Here is an 18,917-nt window from a genome sequence, read left to right on the forward strand (position 1 = left end):
GATTCGAAGACTACAGGCTGAGAACATGCCCGCGGAAAGCATGCGCATAAAAAAATGCCGGCAAAGTCTAAGACTTTGTCGACACTCTGAAACACACCATTATGAATGGTGTGTTTTTTGATTATATGAGTTCTTTAGCGACATTAATTTGATGTTGTACGGACTCTTGACCTGTTGAACCATAACTTTTTCTACGGTTTAAACAGTTTTCAGGTTTCAAGTAATCATATACATCTTCTTGTATACGTTCGTTATAAGATTGATATTGTTCTAATGGCACATCTAATAAATATTTGCCATTTTGAATGCACCATAAGACGATTTTACCTACAATCTCATGTGCTTCTCTAAAAGGTATATTTTGTTCTACTAAATAATCAGCTAGCTCAGTAGCATTAGAAAAATCTTTATGCACTGTTTCATTTAAACGCTCTTTATTCACTTGCATAGTAGAAATCATACCTTCGAAAATACGCAATGAGCCTTTAATCGTATGAATGGCATCGAACAGACCTTCTTTATCTTCTTGCATATCTTTATTATATGCGAGTGGCAAGCCTTTTAAAGTAACGAGCATACTCATTAAATGACCTGTTGTTCTTCCTACTTTTCCTCTAATTAATTCAGCCATATCAGGATTTTTCTTCTGTGGCATAATCGATGATCCAGTAGAAAAACTATCTGATAATGTAACGAATTTAGCTTCATCAGTAGACCAGAAAATAATTTCTTCAGCAAATCTTGAAAGGTGAACCATCGTTAATGAAATATTATGCAATGTTTCAACGATATAATCACGGTCACTAACTGCATCAAGACTATTTTCATATAAACTGCTAAAGTTTAAAAGTTCTTGTGTACGATGTCTATCAATAGGGTGCGTTGTACCGCTTAAAGCTGCAGCACCTAGTGGACTGATGTCGATTCTTTTTAAACTATCATTAAATCTCGATTTATCACGCTCTAACATCCAGAAATAAGTCATGATATGATGCGCGAAAGATATAGGTTGCGCTCTTTGTAAGTGCGTGTAACCAGGCATGATAGTATGTACATGTTCATCAGCAATAACAAGAATTGATTTTTGAAGTGATTCTATAAGTGTAAGAATCTCTTGAACATGTTGTTTTGTATAAAGGTGCATATCCGTTGCAACTTGGTCATTTCTACTTCTACCAGTGTGCAATTTACCGCCAACTTGACCAATCTTCTGAATTAAAGCATGTTCAATATTTAAATGAATATCTTCTAGTGATTCAGAAAGCTCAAGATTACCGTTATAATAGTCGGCTTGGATATCTTTTAAACCTTGAATAATTTGGTTTGCTTCTTCTGTCTTGATGATATTTTGCTCCGCTAACATTGTTGCATGTGCAATACTACCTTGAATATCTTGATCAATTAAATTTTTATCAAAATGGATAGATGCATTAAATGCATCTACCCATGATTCAGGGTTAGACTCGAATCTTCCACCCCATGCTTTTTTTGTCATTTTAAAACACCCTCTGTTTCTAATAATGCTTTAACCTTAGTAGGTAAACCGAAGATTTCAATGAATCCTACAGCTGCTTCTTGGTTAAATGCGTCTTCTTTAGTGTACGTAGCAAGTGCCTCATTGTATAAACTAAATGGAGATTTACGTCCATTAACGATCACATTTCCTTTAAATAGTTTAACACGTATTGTACCTGTTACTTGAGTTTGTGTAGAATCGATAAATTGTTTTAAGCTATCTGTTAATGGAGAGAACCATAATCCATTATAGATTTGTTCAGCTAATTGTTTTTCGATTACCGGTTTAAAGTGTGCAACGTCTTTAGTTAAAGTAATCGTCTCTAATGCTTTATGTGCTTCCATTATAACCTTTGCACCTGGTGTTTCATATACTTCACGTGATTTAATACCAACTAAACGGTTTTCTACGTGATCGATTCTACCGATACCGTGTAAACCAGCAATTTCATTAAGTTGTAAGATTAATTCATCTAACGGATATGATTTATTATTGATTGAAATAGGTAAACCTTTTTCAAATACAATTTCAAGTTCTTCTGGTGTATCAGGTGTTTCTTCAATTGGTTTCGTTAAATCATATGCATCTTCTGGTGGTGTCGCAAATGGATCTTCAAGAATACCACACTCATTACTACGACCCCATAAATTTTGGTCAATTGAATATGGAGAATCTAAATTGATAGGAATTGGAATGTTATGTTTTTTAGCATAATCAATTTCTTCCTCACGACTCCAAGACCATTCACGTACTGGCGCTAATACTTCAATATGAGGTGCTAATGCTTTAATAGCTACTTCAAAACGTACTTGGTCATTCCCCTTACCAGTACAGCCATGTGCTATTGCAATCGCATCTTCTTCTTGCGCGATTTCAACTAATTTCTTAGAGATAAGTGGTCTACTTAATGCAGAAACAAGTGGATAACTTCCTTCATACATTGTATTACCTTTAATTGCATATCCAACAAAATCTTCACTGAATTCTTTTGTTGCGTCTATTACATATGATTTTTCTGCACCCATATCATATGCTTTTTGTTTTACTAGTTCTAAATCTTTACCTTCACCAACATCTAGGCAACATGCAATTACTGTATATCCTTTTTCAATTAGCCATTTTACTGCAACACTCGTATCTAATCCACCTGAGTATGCCAATACAACTTTATTAGTCATTAAAAAAACCTCGCTTTTGTATTAATATTTAATATCTTGTATATTTAATCGATAAACATACAATATCATATTAAGAATGAATGTTCAATAGTTATTTTAAATATTTATGCACTTAAAAGTATATCGTTGCATTTCGATTGAAAGCCTATGAAAACTAGAGTAAAATAAAGACGTTGTTGAAATAAAATATAGATTACATAGGAGGATATTATGTCACATATTCAATTTGATTATAAAAAAGCTTTAACATTTTTTGGTGAACATGAGTTAGAACAATCACGTGATCTAGTAAAAAATATACATCATGTTATACATGAAAAGACTGGAGCAGGTAGCGACTTTTTAGGATGGGTTGACCTTCCTGTAGATTATGACAAAGAAGAGTTCGATAGAATTCTAGCTGCTTCTAAACGTATCAAAGAACAATCTGAAGTATTACTTGTAATTGGTATTGGTGGTTCATATTTAGGTGCTCGTGCAGCAGTTGAAATGTTAAATTCTACATTTGCTAATTATGAAAAAGGTGAAAATCCTCAAATTATATTTGTAGGACATCATTTATCTTCATCTTATGTACATGATTTAATTGAGTATATAGATGGTAAAGATTTCTCTATTAACGTTATTTCTAAATCAGGTACAACGACTGAACCTGCAGTAGCATTTAGAATATTTAAGAAAATTTTAGAAGAAAAATACGGTAAAGAAGAAGCTAAAAACCGTATCTTTGCTACAACTGATAAAGAAAAAGGTGCTTTAAAAGATTTAGCAACTGGTGAAGGATATGAAACATTTGTCGTACCAGATGATGTTGGTGGTAGATATTCAGTATTAACAGCAGTTGGATTATTACCAATCGCAGCAAGTGGTATTGATATTCAAGATATGATGAAAGGTGCTGCAGCTGCACGTGAAGATTTATCATCTTCAGAACTTGATGACAATATTGCATATCAATATGCAGCAATTCGCAATATCTTATATGCAAAAGGATATTCAACAGAAATGTTAATTAACTACGAACCAGCTTTACAATACTTCAGTGAATGGTGGAAACAGTTATTCGGTGAATCTGAAGGTAAAGACTTCAAAGGTATTTATCCATCAAGTGCTAACTTCACTTCTGACTTACATTCACTTGGTCAATATGTACAAGAAGGTCGTCGTTTCTTATTTGAAACAGTTGTAAAAGTTGAAAATCCTAAACATGATATTACAATTGAAGAAGACAAAGACGATTTAGACGGTTTAAACTTCTTAGCAGGTGAAACAGTTGACTTCGTTAATACGAAAGCATTCCAAGGAACATTATTAGCACATACAGATGGTGGCGTACCAAACTTAGTTGTTAAAGTTCCTCAATTAGATGCATATACATTCGGTTATGTTGTATACTTCTTCGAATTAGCATGTGCAATGAGTGGTTATATGTTAGGCGTGAATCCATTTAACCAACCAGGTGTTGAAGCATACAAACAAAATATGTTCGCATTACTTGGTAAACCAGGATTCGAAGACTTGAAAAAAGAATTAGAAGATAGACTATAATATGAAACATATTTTAGAAAAAAGTCCCCAAATTTAATTTGGAGGACTTTTTTTATTTTGGATTTGAATTTTTTGAAGAAATGAGTGGTATTTTATGAAAATACGTAAAAATTTATTTTTAGCTTATATTGATGCATTGCAAAATAGGATAGATGTGTTACCTGAAAATATAGATGAACAATACCAAGTCACAAAACAAGGGTACGAAGGTGAAAAAGCATTCGCTCAAATACTTGAAAGTTATGGGGCACAATGGTGGCTATATGATTTACAGATTAAAAATTATAACCATATTCAATTTGATTTTGTAGTCATAACAGACGATGCTATTATTCAATTTGAAATTAAAAATTATACAGGTGACTATTATTTTGATCAGCACAAACTATTTAGAAGTACAGGTTTTGTATCTAAAGATCTTATTAATCAATATGAAGTCGCTCAAGAAGGCTTAAAAAGAATCGTTGAGAAATATAAATTGAAACGCAAAGTAGAAAGCTATGTTGTTTTTATACATCCAACATTCACGTTACATGGTGATTTACGATCTCGAATGAACATTATTTTAAAAAGTGAGATACATAAAATAAAAGATATGGTATCACAAAATTTTAAATATGAAGAGAATAAATGGATATATCACAAACTAAAAAGCTTACACGAACCATTTTTAAATACAAATCAAATACCAAATTTGAATATAGACTATAAAAATTTAAAAAGAGGCGTACGATGTACAAACTGTCGAAAGTTGATTCGAGTAGATGAATTATTTAATAAACGAAAATATTTAAAATGTCATCATTGTAAAAAAGAATTGAATAGAGCGAATATCATTATTCAATCATTAGAAGAACTATATTTATTAAAAGGCGCACCATTTTCAGTAAAAGAAGCAGAAATGTGGACGGGGGTCTACAGAAGTTCCATAAAGAGAATCCTATATAAGTACTTTATTAGAAGCGGTAATAGAAAAAGTACTAAATATGGACCGATAAAAATAATTATCGGTCCATAACCAGTGATTCTCCATACCAGCAATCTCGTTATCTCCATAAACTAAATTCCTCCTACTGAGCAATCATTACCTTCTACAAACCTATAAATTCCTTCTCATTCCTAAAGATACGACTTTTGTATGATGTCAATTTACTTTTCTATTTACACATTTATCGGTATAATTAATCTAAATTTAAGAAGGAAGTTGCGTTACATGTTAATACAAGATTTAATGAATTGGTTCAGTGAAGAGAACATTACTGAATTAATTGAAACGTTTAGATCGTTCGGGATATTCATTGCATTTTTATTACCTTTTATTGAGGCATTCTTACCGTTTTTGCCGATTATTCTATTTGTTATTGCTAATGTAAATGCTTATGGATTATTGTTAGGTTTTATCATTACATGGGCTGGTACTGTTTCGGGAAGTTATATCGTCTTTTTAATCTTTAGATTAATTTCTAAAAAGCCTTTTATGAAAAAGATTGTTGAACAGCCTAGAGTTGTAAGATTTATTCAGTGGATTGATGAACACGGCTTTGGACCACTGTTTATTTTGTTATGCTTTCCATTTACACCAGGTGCTTTAGTTAATATGGTTAGTGCTTTTTCAAATATTAGTAAACAAGTCTATTTAATCGCGTTAATTTTATCAAAAGCCATTATGATATTTACGTTAAGTTTCATTGGTGCCGATATAAATTCCTTTTTTGCAAGTCCTAAAAAGAGTATAATAGTAGTCGTGATTATATTTGTACTCTGGCTAGTTGGAAAAGGCTTAGAAAAATATTTTGATAAACGCTTAAAAAATAGGAGTCAAAAATGAAAAAAATATTCGAATGGATAATTGCAATTATTATTGCGTTAGTATTATTATTTGCTGTAAGAACATTTTTATTCATCGGTTATGTTGTAGACGGAGACTCAATGAAACCAACTTTTCATGATAATGATAGAGTAATTGTTAATAAACTTGTTAAAAATTTTGGACAAATTAATAACGGTGATGTTATCGTATTTCATGCGAATAAAAATGCTGATTATATTAAAAGAGTTATCGGGTTACCAGGCGACACAGTTGAAATGAAAAACAACAAACTGTATATTAATGGTACTCATGTAAATGAGCGTTATTTAAATGATGATATAAAAACGGATGACTTTAGTACAAGAACGATTCAAGGCTCTAAAAGTGATGTTATTCCTAACGGTGAATATCTAGTATTAGGTGACAATCGTAGCAATAGCAGAGACTCAAGAGAAATTGGATTTGTACATGAAGATGATATCGTTGGTACTGTGAATTTAAGATATTATCCATTTAATCAAATAGATGTGAATTTTGATAAATAATAATAATGAGGTGGCATTTTTGAAAAAAGAGATATTTGAATGGGTTGTGGCGATTGCAGTAGCAGTTGTATGTGTATTATTGATACAAAAATTCTTATTTGTAACATATACAGTTTCTGGAGATTCCATGTACCCAACTTTAAAAAATAGTGAAAAAGTAATCGTCAATAAAATTGGTTATAAAGTAGGAGATATTGATAACGGTGATGTTATTGTATTCCACGCAAACGCAAATGATGATTATGTAAAACGTGTTATCGGTAAACCTGGTGATACAGTAAAATATGAAAACGACCAATTATATGTAAATGGTAAAAAAGTACCTGAAGAATACTTGAAAGCAAACAAAGCGAATAAGTCTCGTGATTTATTGACAGAGAACTTTGAAGTAAAAGATTTAGTGAATTCAAATGGTGCTAATAAAATACCTAAAGATGAATATTTAGTCTTAGGTGACAATCGTGAAGTGAGTAAAGATGGCCGTTCATTTGGTTTGATTGATAAAGATGTCATTGTTGGTGAAGTTGCATTAAGATTCTGGCCAATTAATCAATTCCATTATAATTTTGACCCATCTACAAATTAATATAAAAGTTCTGTAACACCTTACTTTGAAATTAAGTGAGGTGTTCTTTTTATGTTAAAATAAATGAATAAGAGAACGTAAGGGAGGTAGAAATAAATGCAATTAAATGTATGGATTGGACGAAGTGGGACCGGGAAAACGAATCAAATGCTTAACCAAATGACTGAAGCTATGATTGAAAATCCATTAGGAGACCCAATTATATTTTTGACGCCAACTCAAAATACCTTCCAATATGAACAAGCATTTGTTAAAAATCCTAATTTAAAAGGAAGTATACGTACTTCAGTATTCGGATTTGAAAGATTAAGTTGGAGAGTTTTAAGTGATGAAGGCGGTCTTGTTGAACAACAAATTTCAGATGAAGCGTTAGAAATGCTTACATATCACTTATTACATACACATAAAAAACAATTAAATTTATATCAGTCTACCATTCAACATTATGGGTTTAGTCATAAAATGATGAATGAGATTAAAGACTTCAAGAAATATAATGTAAGTCCTGATGATTTATCACATTATATTGAACATAACGAAGCCATTCCTAAAAGAATGAAAGATAAACTTAGTGATATCGAAACAATATATAAAGCGTTAGAGGATCAATTAAACGGACGCTATGTACAGGCAGAAGATGTCTTGTATAAATTAATTGAGAAAATACCTAACTCAGACTACATTAAACAAGCAGATATTTATATTGACGGTTTTCATAACTTTTCAACACTTGAATATCGCGTTATTGAAGCCTTAGTTAAATATAGTAAGTCGGTAACAATTGGTTTAACGACAGATGGAGACAAAGATCCATTTAGCTTATTTAGAAAAACATCCGAATCTCTCAATCATGTTGAAGACATTGCGGATGCATTACAAATTAAGATTAACTATACGCACTTTAAGACAACGGAACGATTCAATAATCAAAAAGTATTAAAGCATTTGGAAAGTCAATTTGATGCATTACTACCGAATACCATTGATAGTGAAGATTTGAAAATTATTGAAACATCCAATATGAGAGATGAAGTTCAATACGTTGCGAGAGAGATATTAAGACGTTCGAGAGAAGAACATTTATCGTACAAAGACATCGCGATACTTTATCGTGATCCAGGTTATGAGCAGTTGATTGACACGGTATTACCGCATTTTAATATTGCATATAATCATGATGCGAAAAAGAAAATGGCATATCATCCGTTCATTGAATGTTTAAGGTCTATGTTAGAAGTCATTCAAACTGGATGGAGATTTGAACCTGTCATGAGCATGTTGAAGACAGGCATCTTAACAAGCCATATCCCAAATGCGCCTTATTTAATTGATATATTAGAAAACTATGCATTTGAAAGAGGGATATCTGGTAAGAGATGGACGAATCCAGAATTTTTCACAGTTGAATCTTTTGAAAAACTCGGCAAAAAATCATTAAGAAAAGAAGAAGATACATTTATAGAAGAAGATAGAAAAACAGTGCAAAGTGTCATCGACTTGAAAGATTATGTTGTGAATCGAATTGAAAAGTTGAACGAAGCTTTAGCTGATAGTCAAACAGTAGAAGACTTTACGAGTCGATTATACGGCGTTATCGAACAATTTGATTTACCTACGCACTTAATGACAATGCGCGATGAATTAGAAATAAAGCATCAGTTTGAAGAAGCGGAAGAAATTGACCAAGTATGGGAAGGTACAATTCGCATATTTGATGACATCGTAGAAGTGTTAGGCGATGTAAAGCTTTCTTTAAATGAATACATCGAAATATTAGATAGAGGATTGGATGAATTAGAATTCTCAATGATTCCACAAACACTAGATGAAGTAACAGTCGGTAATATGGATTTAGCCAAAGTGGATAATAAAGAAATTGTATTCTTGCTTGGTATGAATGACGGTGTCTTACCGAAAGTATCTAATCAAATGTTGTTATTAACAGACGATGAGAAAAAAGAATTAGCAGCATCAAGCGGTTTAGAATTAAGCCCGACGAGTGATATTTTACAGATGGATGAGGCGTTTGTATGTTATATTGCGATGACGCGTGCTAAGAAAGAAGTTATATTCACATATAGTTTAATGTCCGATGGCGGAGAAATTAGAGAGAAGAGTCCATTTATCAATACGATTCAATCTCTATTTACAAACCTCGAAGTTCAATCATTAAAATCAAATATAGAACACAATCCTATCCAACTATTAGAACATGAACATCAAAGTCAAATGCATATATTTGAACATTTAAATGATTGGATGAATGATGAGATTGTTAATGATATATGGTTAGATGCGTATCATGCTTCATTAGATATTCATCATTTAGATCATACTGTTCAATTTTTAACATCAGCTTTAACGTATAAAAATGATACAGTCCAATTGAATACAGACGTATCTGAATCACTATATGGTCAGAAAATAAATGCCAGTGTATCAAGGTTTGAAACATATAATCAATGTCCATTTAAACATTACGTTTCACATGGTTTAAAATTAAACGAACGTACGAAATATCAAATTCAAAGTGTCGATATCGGTAATATATTCCATCAAACATTGAAATATATTTCAGATGAAGTAAATGGAGACTTTAGTAAGTTATCAGCGAAAGCCATGACTAAACTCATAAACGAAGCTATCGATGAAAGCTTGCCTAAAATTCAATTTGATGTCCTACATCGTACTGCACATTATAGATATTTAAAATTACGCATCCAAAACATTTTGAAATCTACATTAGAAGCAATGAAGTATCAAACAAGTCATTCAAAATTCAAAGCTTATCAATTTGAATTAAACTTTGGTGCAACATCTAAACATCAATTAAAAACGACACCTTTAGCAACGAAACGAAAAATTCCAATTAATATTAGAGGTCAAATTGATAGATTGGACGTATATAAAGGTAAAGATAAAGATTATGTGTCCATTATTGACTATAAGTCATCTGTGACAAGTTTAGATTTAACTAAAGTAATGTATGGCATGCAAATGCAAATGTTTACGTATTTAGATGTCGTACTACAAAATAAAGCTTTGTTAAATCTACAAGATAATGTATCACCTGGTGCATTATTGTATTTCCATGTGCATGAACCTGAAATTAAAGCAACAAGTTGGGGTGAAATTCCAGAAGTAGATGATATTTATCAACAAACCATTGAAAAATTCAAAATGGACGGCTATGTGAATAGAAATCCTGAAGTAGTCGATGCGCTTGATGATAAATTGATAGATCAATTAAAATCTGACATGATTCCTGTTACGAAAAAGAAAAATGGTGAATTGAATAGTTATAGTAAAGCTTTAGATGAAGAACTATTTTTCAAATTAATGAATAAAAATAGAGAAAACTTTGTTGAAACAGCCACACAAATTATGGATGGGCATACAGAAGTTTCGCCTATGCGCTATCAAAAGCGATTACCTTGCCAATTTTGTGAATTTAAATCAGTTTGTCACATCGACCCTATAACTGATACAGAGCAATATAGAGAAATCGAACATACATTAACGAAAGATGAAATCATCGACATGTTGAGAGAGGAGGCGGAAGAATGACATTGCCAGAAAAGCCGATAGATGCACAGTGGACGGATGATCAATGGAAAGCGATATATAGCGAAGGGAAAGATATCCTTGTTGCAGCTGCAGCGGGAAGTGGTAAGACAGCTGTGCTAGTTGAGCGTATTATTCAAAAAATTATGCGTAACAAACAAGACGTCAATAGGCTGCTTGTTGTAACCTTCACTAACGCAAGTGCGAGAGAAATGAAAGCAAGGGTCAATGCTGCGATTCAAAAAGAAAGTATTAAATATCCTGAAGATGAACATTTGAAATCACAAAGAATTAAAATTCATCAAGCTCAAATTTCTACACTTCATAGCTTTTGTTTAACATTAATTAAATCACATTATGACACGATTGATATTGACCCAAACTTTAGAACTGCAAATGAAGTTGAGAGTATTGTCTTATTAGAACAGGCAATAGATGATGTGTTAGAAAGCTATTATGAAAAGAATGAACAGACATTTTTAGAAATCGTTGAGCATTTATCCAATGACCGTTCTGACGAGCCTTTAAGAGCATTATTGAACCGTTTGTATCGATTTAGTATTGCGCATGCAGATCCTTTCGCGTGGTTAAATGAATTGGATCAACCATATGATCAAATTGATGAAAATCATGCTTATTTTAAAATGTTTGACCAACTTATTTATCGTAAATTAGATAGTGCTAAAAATGCTTTGTATCAGTCAATAGATTGCTACCAGCATTTGAATGAAGTGGATAAACATGTGAAATATCTTGAAGGTGAACGTATATGGTTGGAGCGCGTATTTGAAGGTAGTAAGCCACTTGATCAAATACATTTAGATATGGCAGCAAAGAAATTACCGACAAATAGTGCAAAGATTAAGTCTGAAAATGAAGGGTCAGAGCAATTACTGGTACTAGGTAAAGACTATCATACAGCCTATATTGACCACTTAAAAGAACTGACTGAAGGTTATCTTAGCAGAAGTAGAGAAGATTTAATTCAAGATATGAAAGATATGGGACCAAGAGTGAAAGTGATTGCGGATATCACGAAAGATGTCATTCAATATTTCCAATCACTTAAACAACAAAAAAGAATTATTGATTTCTCTGATTATGAACATTTAGCTTTAGAAATTTTGACAGATGATGATGGTAATCCTTCAGAAATTGCATTGCAATATCGAGATTACTTTGATGAAATTTTAGTAGATGAATATCAAGATACTAATAGAGTACAAGAGGCTATCATCAGTTGTATTAAACGTGGAGAAGAGCATAATGGTAACTTGTTTATGGTTGGTGATGTGAAACAATCCATCTATAAATTTAGACAAGCTGAGCCAGAATTATTTATAGAAAAATATAAACGATTTAATGATCCGAAAATAGCATCAGGTGAAGTGATCGATTTATCTAAGAACTTTAGATCTAGAAAAGAAGTGCTCGATAATACGAATTTTATCTTTTCACATATGATGGATGAAGTTGTAGGTGAAATTGAATATAACGATGAAGCTAAATTGTATTACGGTGCAGATTATGATTCACAACATACGCCATTAGAAATGGATATTATCGTCCAAGATTCATTTGAAGTAGAAGATAATAATCTTATTGAAGCAAAGGCTATTGTAGATAAAGTGCAATATATATTAGATAACAAACGCGTATTTGATAGAAAAACGCAAAGTTATCGACCTGCAACATTTAAAGATATCGTGATTCTTGAGAGAAGTTATAGTAATGCGATGCACATGCAACAACAATTTAAAGAAGCGAATATTCCGTTTTATGTAGAATCGAAAAAAGGCTACTTCGAACAAAATGAAATTAGATTGATGCTTTCATTTTTACGAGTAATAGATAACCCGTTGCAAGATAAATATTTAGTTGGTGTTATGCGTTCGATAGCATTTCAGTTTAAAGAAGATGAACTTGCTGAAATTAGAAATAAAGCGCCGCAAGAAATTTACTATATAGATTCTATTTATAAATATATGTCAAATCCAGAAGCGGACACAGCACTAGTAGAAAAGCTTAATCAATTTTTAACGCAATTGAAAGACTATCAAGCATATAGTAAGTCTGTCCCGGTATGGCAACTGTTGGATAAATTGTATAATGACTATTACTTAATTTCTTACTTTAGTGGCCTTACTGGTGGTGTTCAAAGAAGACAGAACTTATACGGCTTATTAAATAAAGCTATACAATTTGAAGCATCAAGTTTAAGAGGTATTTTCCAATTTATTAGATTTATCGATGAATTAATTGATCGTGGCCAAGATTTCGGACAAGAAAGTGTTATAGGGCCGAATGATGATGTTGTACGTATGATGACGATTCATAGTAGTAAAGGTCTGGAATTTCCGTTTGTTATTTATTCAGGTATTACACGTGAATTTAACCGTACTGAATTAAGAGAGCATGTTATCTTAAATAATCGATATGGATTAGCTTTAACATATTTCAATACTGAAAAAGAAGTCTCATTCCCAACATTAGCATCTATTATATTTAAAAATATTAACGAAACAGAAATGATTTCTGAAGAAATGAGATTGATTTATGTCGCATTAACGAGAGCTAAAGAGGGATTATATCTTATTGGTCGTGTTAAAGGTGATAAAGCACTCGAAAAAATTGGGCTTGTTAGTGCAGATCAAGATGAAATGATTGAATCTGAATATAGAGTGAAGGCGAAATCACCATTTGATCTTATCTCTTCAGTTCTAGCTAAATCGAAAGATAATGGTTTATCACACTCAATGCCATTTAAATCTGAACGAAGTGAATCTTTTAATATCAATATCATACGTGACGAAGAACAAGATGAAGAACAAGATATCTCATACGAGAAACCAACATTAGATACACTTATGAAATATAAACCTTCTGAGAAAAAGGATGAAATCTATAATCAGATGGTGTACAAATATCCGGATGAACAACTGTTAAATATTGCAGCAAAACAATCTGTTTCTGAAATTAAACGTCAGCGAGAAACTGAAGAAGCAGGAACGGATTATCAAATTGTGAGACAATATCAGCTTGGTACTAAATCATATGACAGACCTAAGTTTATGACTAAACAAAAAAGACAAAGTGCAGAAATTGGTACTTTGATGCATGCTGTCATGCAACACCTTCCTTTAAAACAAGGAGGTTTATCTGTAGAAGACTTACAAAATCTTGTACATGAGTTGATGGATAAAGAAATACTACCTGATGACGCTATGCAAGATTTAGATTTATCATTAATAGAAGTGTTTACACAATCTGATTTATACAAAAGGTTAGTTAATGCAGACAAAGTCATGAGAGAGGTACCTTTTGTAGTTGGTCAAGATGATATCGATCAAGGTTTATCTTTCGATGTTTCTGAAAAAGATAATAAACCCATAATTCAAGGGATGATAGATTGTATATTTATTGAAGGAGATAAAGTATCATTTATAGATTATAAAACAGATGCATTTATCGTTCGTAGAGGTAAAACAAAAGAAGAAGTAGCAGAAACGATGAAACAAAAGTATGACGTTCAAATGCGTTATTATCAAAATACATTGGAAACAATATTGAAGAAACCAGTTGAAGGTTATTTATACTTCTTTCAATATGGAACGAAACACATCAAGGAGAATCATTAATGGCAAAACAAAGAATATTTAGTATTGATGCTTTAAGAGGGTTTAGTTTACTAGGTATATTACTTATGAATATTTTAACCTTTGCTTATCCATATCAAATCATCAATCCGTTTGAGTTTTTTCAACATCAAGATGGTGCATGGTTTAAAATCAGTTCATTATTTATAATCGCTTCGTTTTATCCAATATTTGCATTTCTATTTGGTTATGGTTTGTCTATCATGTATCAAAATAGTTTGGATAAGGGATTAAACTATTATCCAATGATTACGAGAAGATTATTATTTTTATTATTGCTAGGTATCATTCATGGCGTGTTCATTTTTTATGGTGATATTTTATCAACATATGCATTGTTAGGTTTAATAGCAATCATATTTGTGCGCTTGAAACCACAATTTACATTAGTTGCACTATCAATAGGAATCGGCATATTTGTACTGTTATATTTACTGCCAATGATTTTATTAAAAGATGTCACACAAATAGAAAGCTTCGTAGGATTACAAGAATTAGAAAGAGTTAATAATATATTATCAAGTGCTGATTATGTATCGATTATTGGATTTAATTTGAAATATTTTGGTATGAATATTGCGAACGCCATTCTAGTAGGACCATTTTCTATTTTACCGATTATGCTATTCGGTATTTATGCTCATCAAATTAATTGGTTTAACAAAATTAAACAACATAAAAATCTATATATGGTGATAGGCGTTGTTGTATTAATTTTAGGTTTAGCGATTAAAATGATTCAAATCGTGTTAGAAGGTTCAGTGACATCACAATTAATGAGTCAGATGATTGGTGGTCCAATTGTTGCATTGAGCTATATTATGTTCTTTGTGATCTTATGTGAAGATCAAACAGCTCGAAAAATTTTAACGCCATTACAATCAATCGGAAAACTAAGCTTAACGACTTATATTTCACAAAGCATAATATGTATAATCATATTCTATGGTGTTGGTTTAAATTACTACGGTAAGTTACCTGTCTTAAACATTTATATAATAGGTATCGTTATTTATTTCGTGCAACTTATCGTGAGTTATCTGTATTTAATGAAATTTAAACAAGGACTATTGGAAAAATTATGGAGAAAAGTAACATATTTAAAATAATCGATTGAAAAGCATGCGATTTATCTAAAAATTCGGTATAATCGAAATTAAGAATAAGAAGGAGTTGACAGAGTGAATGAAATTTTTAACTTTTAAACATAAAGATATCACTTCATACGGTGTGAAAGTAAAACGCGAAGAAGCGGTTTGGGATTTACGCAAAGTATTTGCAGACTTTGGAGAAGAAGGTTTTAATCCTAAGACATTATTAGAAGGTTTACAATTAAATATAAATGTTGATTTCCAAGAAGCAGTTCGTAAAGCAGTCGTTAAAGTAGAAGAATCTGCTGAGAAAGACGATTACAAATATAGCTTCGAGGATATCGAGTTTTTACCACCTGTAACACCTACAAATAATGTAATTGCTTTCGGACGTAATTACAAAAAACACGCTGAAGAATTAAATAATAAAGTTAATAGATTATATGTATTCACTAAAGCAGCATCATCTTTAACTGGTGATAACGCAGAAATTCCGAATCATAAAGATGTAACAGACAAGTTAGATTATGAAGGTGAATTAGGCGTTGTAATCGGTAAGCATGGAGAGAAAATCCCACGTGGATTAGCTTTAGATTATGTATATGGTTACACAATCATCAATGACATTACAGATAGAAATGCTCAAAAGGAACACGATCAAGCATTCCTTTCTAAATCATTAACAGGTGGATGCCCAATGGGTCCATATATCGTAACTAAAGATGAGTTACCATTACCTGAAGACGTTAATATTGTCACTAAAGTGAACAATGAAATTCGTCAAGATGGTAATACAAATGAAATGATCTTAAAAATCGACGAATTAATTGCTGAAATTTCTAAATATGTAGCATTGCATCCAGGAGATATCATTGCTACTGGTACACCGGCTGGAGTTGGTGCAGGTATGACCCCACCACAATTTTTACAACCTGGTGATGAAATTAAAGTAACAATTGATGGTATCGGAACTTTAACAACATTCATTAGTGAAAAATAATTAAAGTAATATATAAGAGTACCTTCTAAACCGAGTGTTAGAAACTTGGAATAGGGGGTATTCTTTTTAGTAGGACGAACATTTGAATAAATTGTGAATTATGCGCTAACTTTAATATTTGCTTTTGCAAAAATGGGCTTATTCTAATTGTTCCTATGTTATAATGCTATTGGAAAAGAAATATGAATATTTGGGGGGAACTAAATATGATACATTTCCATATTTTTAGCTGGTTAGTTACGATTATCTTATTCTTCGTTGTCTACATGAAAGTTACAAATAAACCAGTGCATATGGTCTTAAGATTATTCATGGTATTTACTTTAATTTCTGGTTTTGTTATTTTCATACAAGCTATGGGAATTAACGGTATGCTATATGGTATTAAATTTATTCTTGGACTTGCAGTTCTTGGTTTAATTGAAGTGACAATTGCTAAGAAGAAAAAGAATAAAAACAGCCAAGGATTATTCATTGCAACAATTGTTGTAATGGTATTAACGATTTTATTAGGTAGTTATTTACCAATGGGTGTATTACACTTTGGTTAATAGCCACTTTAAGATCCATTCATGATTTTGTATATACAAGACATGAATGGATTTTTTTATTGAATTTATTTATGACAATTTCATGTAGTTCTATCAGTTAAGTAAACGTTTTAGTATAATAGAATTAATTGGGTAATAAAGAGGGTTGAATAAATGAATAAATGGACAAAAATAATCATATCGATTATATTAATCGCACCACTTTTTAGTAGCTATGTTTTTGCGAAAGAGAAAGAATACGAGGATGTTAAATACCCTAGAATTTATAGTTTAGTGGTTGATCGTTTTATGAATGGAAATAACGACAACAATAAGATGATTAAAAATAATAATCAATCGAAAGATTTACCACTTGGAGGGGATTTCCAAGGGATTGAATCAAAGCTAGATTATATTCATGATATGGGATTTAATACGATACATATTTCACCAGTCTTTTCACATGATCAGAAAGATTTTTTAGGATATAAAGTGAAAAACTATGATGATATTGACAAAGTGCTAGGTGGAGAAAAAGCATTCAAATCATTAATTGATAAAGTGCATCATAAAGATATGAAAATCATCGTTGATATGCCAGTTACATATACAGATGATTTTAAGCAATCTACATCTGGTGATTTAAATCAAATTCAAAAATCATACTTTAAAAATGAGCAATTCATAGATTTGAAGAATAGTGAGAATCAAGGTATTTACAAAGCGAAAGTTAAAAATTTTGTTGATAAATATCATGTCGATGGTGTTTCGATGAATATCGTTCAAGATGGTATAGATGCTGAGGCGTTTCTACCAGAAGGATTGGATACATACGGTATCATTAATAAAGACGGCATAAACGCTAAGAACTTCAAACATTTATCGACAAATGGTACACGTACCGCTATTCAAAATGCATTTAAAACTGAAAATACCGAAATTCCTGATTATAACCAAAAAGGTGAAGTACTCATTGCAGACACTTGGTTTACAGAACGTTTCACAAAGCATGCTGCAGATGAGAACAAATTCCCTGGAACACGTATTAAACAATTAATGACATATATGTGGGGATATAAAGGTCCAGTTATGATGAACTATGGTACAGAAATAGCTGTAAACGGTTCGAAAATCGAAACAATCAATCAGCTACAGAACTTTAGAACGGATAAAGAAGTTATAAAATATTTAGAAAAAATTGCTGATACCTTTAAACAATATCAGGAATTGTATGAAGGTAAAGTGAAAGTATTGCCGCATGATAAAGGCACAAACTTGTTTTATTATGACACAAATACGATTGATTATATCTTGAATATTAACGATAGTAGTAAGTCTAAAAAAGTCACATTAGATGATAAGCTTATTGAAAAAAATAAAATGCTATCTGGCCTTATATTAGGAGATAATATTAAAGGTAAAGATAATCGATATGACTTAATTACGGATAGAGAAGAAAGTGAACTATACGCAATTATTAATGAAAGAGGACTGAATAATAGTTATTTAGTTGCAGCAGTACTTGTAATCCTATTATTTGGATTATTTATCTTCTTAGTATCAAGAAGAAGTAAACGACAAAAGAATAATCAATAATATGTAAAGCTGGGACATCCGTGTCCCAGCTTTTTTCATTGTTAGAGGTAGTAAGGGGTTAGGAGTGTGTTTCTGGACCGATAAAAATAAATACCTGTCCAGAAACGAGAAATATGGACCGATAAAAATAATTACCGGTCCAGAAATGAGAAATATGGACCGATAAAATAAATTACCGGTCCAGAAACGGGAAATATGGACCGATAAAGAATATGTCCATATAATTGTGTAATAAAAAAAGAGCCATATATAGCTCACTTTAGTACAATGTAATCGACTAAGAAAAAATTGTAGAGG

At 31.6% G+C, this 18,917-nt stretch carries 13 protein-coding genes; 11 read left to right on the plus strand and 2 right to left on the minus strand.

All coding sequences use genetic code 11. The features are described 5' to 3' along the window. Window positions 1-121: 121 nt before the first annotated feature. Together argH and LQ693_RS12075 are read right to left on the minus strand one after the other, a co-directional pair. Window positions 122-1,495 carry an argininosuccinate lyase gene (gene argH, locus LQ693_RS12070; RefSeq protein WP_107618384.1) on the minus strand — a complete coding sequence of 458 codons (1,374 nt, stop codon included), beginning with the start codon at window positions 1,493-1,495 and terminating at the stop codon, window positions 122-124. Beyond that, window positions 1,492-2,694, minus strand: coding sequence for an argininosuccinate synthase (locus LQ693_RS12075; RefSeq protein WP_107618383.1), 1,203 nt, complete (start codon window positions 2,692-2,694; stop codon window positions 1,492-1,494). The genes argH and LQ693_RS12075 overlap by 4 nt, the downstream gene beginning before the upstream one ends. 210 nt (window positions 2,695-2,904) lie before the next feature. On the opposite strand from LQ693_RS12075, the gene LQ693_RS12080 reads away from it, so the two are divergent. The 11 genes from LQ693_RS12080 (at window position 2,905) to LQ693_RS12130 (ending at window position 18,620) form a co-directional block, all read left to right on the plus strand. Beyond that, entirely contained in the window at window positions 2,905-4,242 is a 1,338-nt protein-coding gene (locus LQ693_RS12080) for a glucose-6-phosphate isomerase (RefSeq protein ID WP_037588854.1), read from the plus strand. A 94-nt stretch (window positions 4,243-4,336) separates the two neighbouring features. Next, on the plus strand, window positions 4,337-5,260 hold the full coding sequence (locus tag LQ693_RS12085; RefSeq protein ID WP_204259329.1) for a nuclease-related domain-containing protein: 924 nt from the start codon (window positions 4,337-4,339) through the stop codon (window positions 5,258-5,260). A gap of 195 nt (window positions 5,261-5,455) precedes the next feature. Then, window positions 5,456-6,070 (plus strand): TVP38/TMEM64 family protein, encoded by a 615-nt coding sequence (locus tag LQ693_RS12090; protein ID WP_107618015.1) that lies wholly within the window; start codon window positions 5,456-5,458, stop codon window positions 6,068-6,070. Then, window positions 6,067-6,597, plus strand: a complete 531-nt coding sequence (gene lepB, locus LQ693_RS12095; RefSeq protein ID WP_103361877.1) for a signal peptidase I — start codon at window positions 6,067-6,069, stop codon at window positions 6,595-6,597. Before LQ693_RS12090 ends, lepB (LQ693_RS12095) begins: the two co-directional genes overlap by 4 nt. A 19-nt stretch (window positions 6,598-6,616) precedes the next feature. After that, window positions 6,617-7,183, plus strand: coding sequence for a signal peptidase I (lepB, locus tag LQ693_RS12100; RefSeq protein WP_025905256.1), 567 nt, complete (start codon window positions 6,617-6,619; stop codon window positions 7,181-7,183). A gap of 96 nt (window positions 7,184-7,279) precedes the next feature. Continuing rightward, a complete protein-coding gene (addB, locus tag LQ693_RS12105; RefSeq protein ID WP_107565317.1) occupies window positions 7,280-10,750 on the plus strand; it encodes a helicase-exonuclease AddAB subunit AddB in 3,471 nt (1,156 codons plus the stop codon). Next, window positions 10,747-14,385, plus strand: a complete 3,639-nt coding sequence (gene addA / locus LQ693_RS12110) for a helicase-exonuclease AddAB subunit AddA (RefSeq protein WP_107572688.1) — start codon at window positions 10,747-10,749, stop codon at window positions 14,383-14,385. The genes addB and addA overlap by 4 nt, the downstream gene beginning before the upstream one ends. Continuing rightward, window positions 14,385-15,512, plus strand: a complete 1,128-nt coding sequence (locus LQ693_RS12115; RefSeq protein ID WP_107590548.1) for a DUF418 domain-containing protein — start codon at window positions 14,385-14,387, stop codon at window positions 15,510-15,512. Before addA ends, LQ693_RS12115 begins: the two co-directional genes overlap by 1 nt. Before the next feature lie 76 nt (window positions 15,513-15,588). Further along, complete coding sequence (locus LQ693_RS12120) at window positions 15,589-16,494, plus strand: fumarylacetoacetate hydrolase family protein (protein ID WP_204174792.1); 906 nt, start codon at window positions 15,589-15,591, stop codon at window positions 16,492-16,494. Between the two features lie 206 nt (window positions 16,495-16,700). Then, the gene (locus LQ693_RS12125; protein ID WP_107565314.1) at window positions 16,701-17,045 is read left to right on the plus strand and encodes a YisL family protein; all 345 of its coding nucleotides are present in this window, start codon (window positions 16,701-16,703) and stop codon (window positions 17,043-17,045) included. A gap of 153 nt (window positions 17,046-17,198) precedes the next feature. Continuing rightward, complete coding sequence (locus LQ693_RS12130; protein ID WP_107565313.1) at window positions 17,199-18,620, plus strand: alpha-amylase family glycosyl hydrolase; 1,422 nt, start codon at window positions 17,199-17,201, stop codon at window positions 18,618-18,620. Window positions 18,621-18,917: the final 297 nt, after the last annotated feature.

It is taken from the genome of Mammaliicoccus sp. B-M6 (assembly GCF_022386965.1).
Lineage (GTDB): Bacteria > Bacillota > Bacilli > Staphylococcales > Staphylococcaceae > Mammaliicoccus > Mammaliicoccus sciuri_A.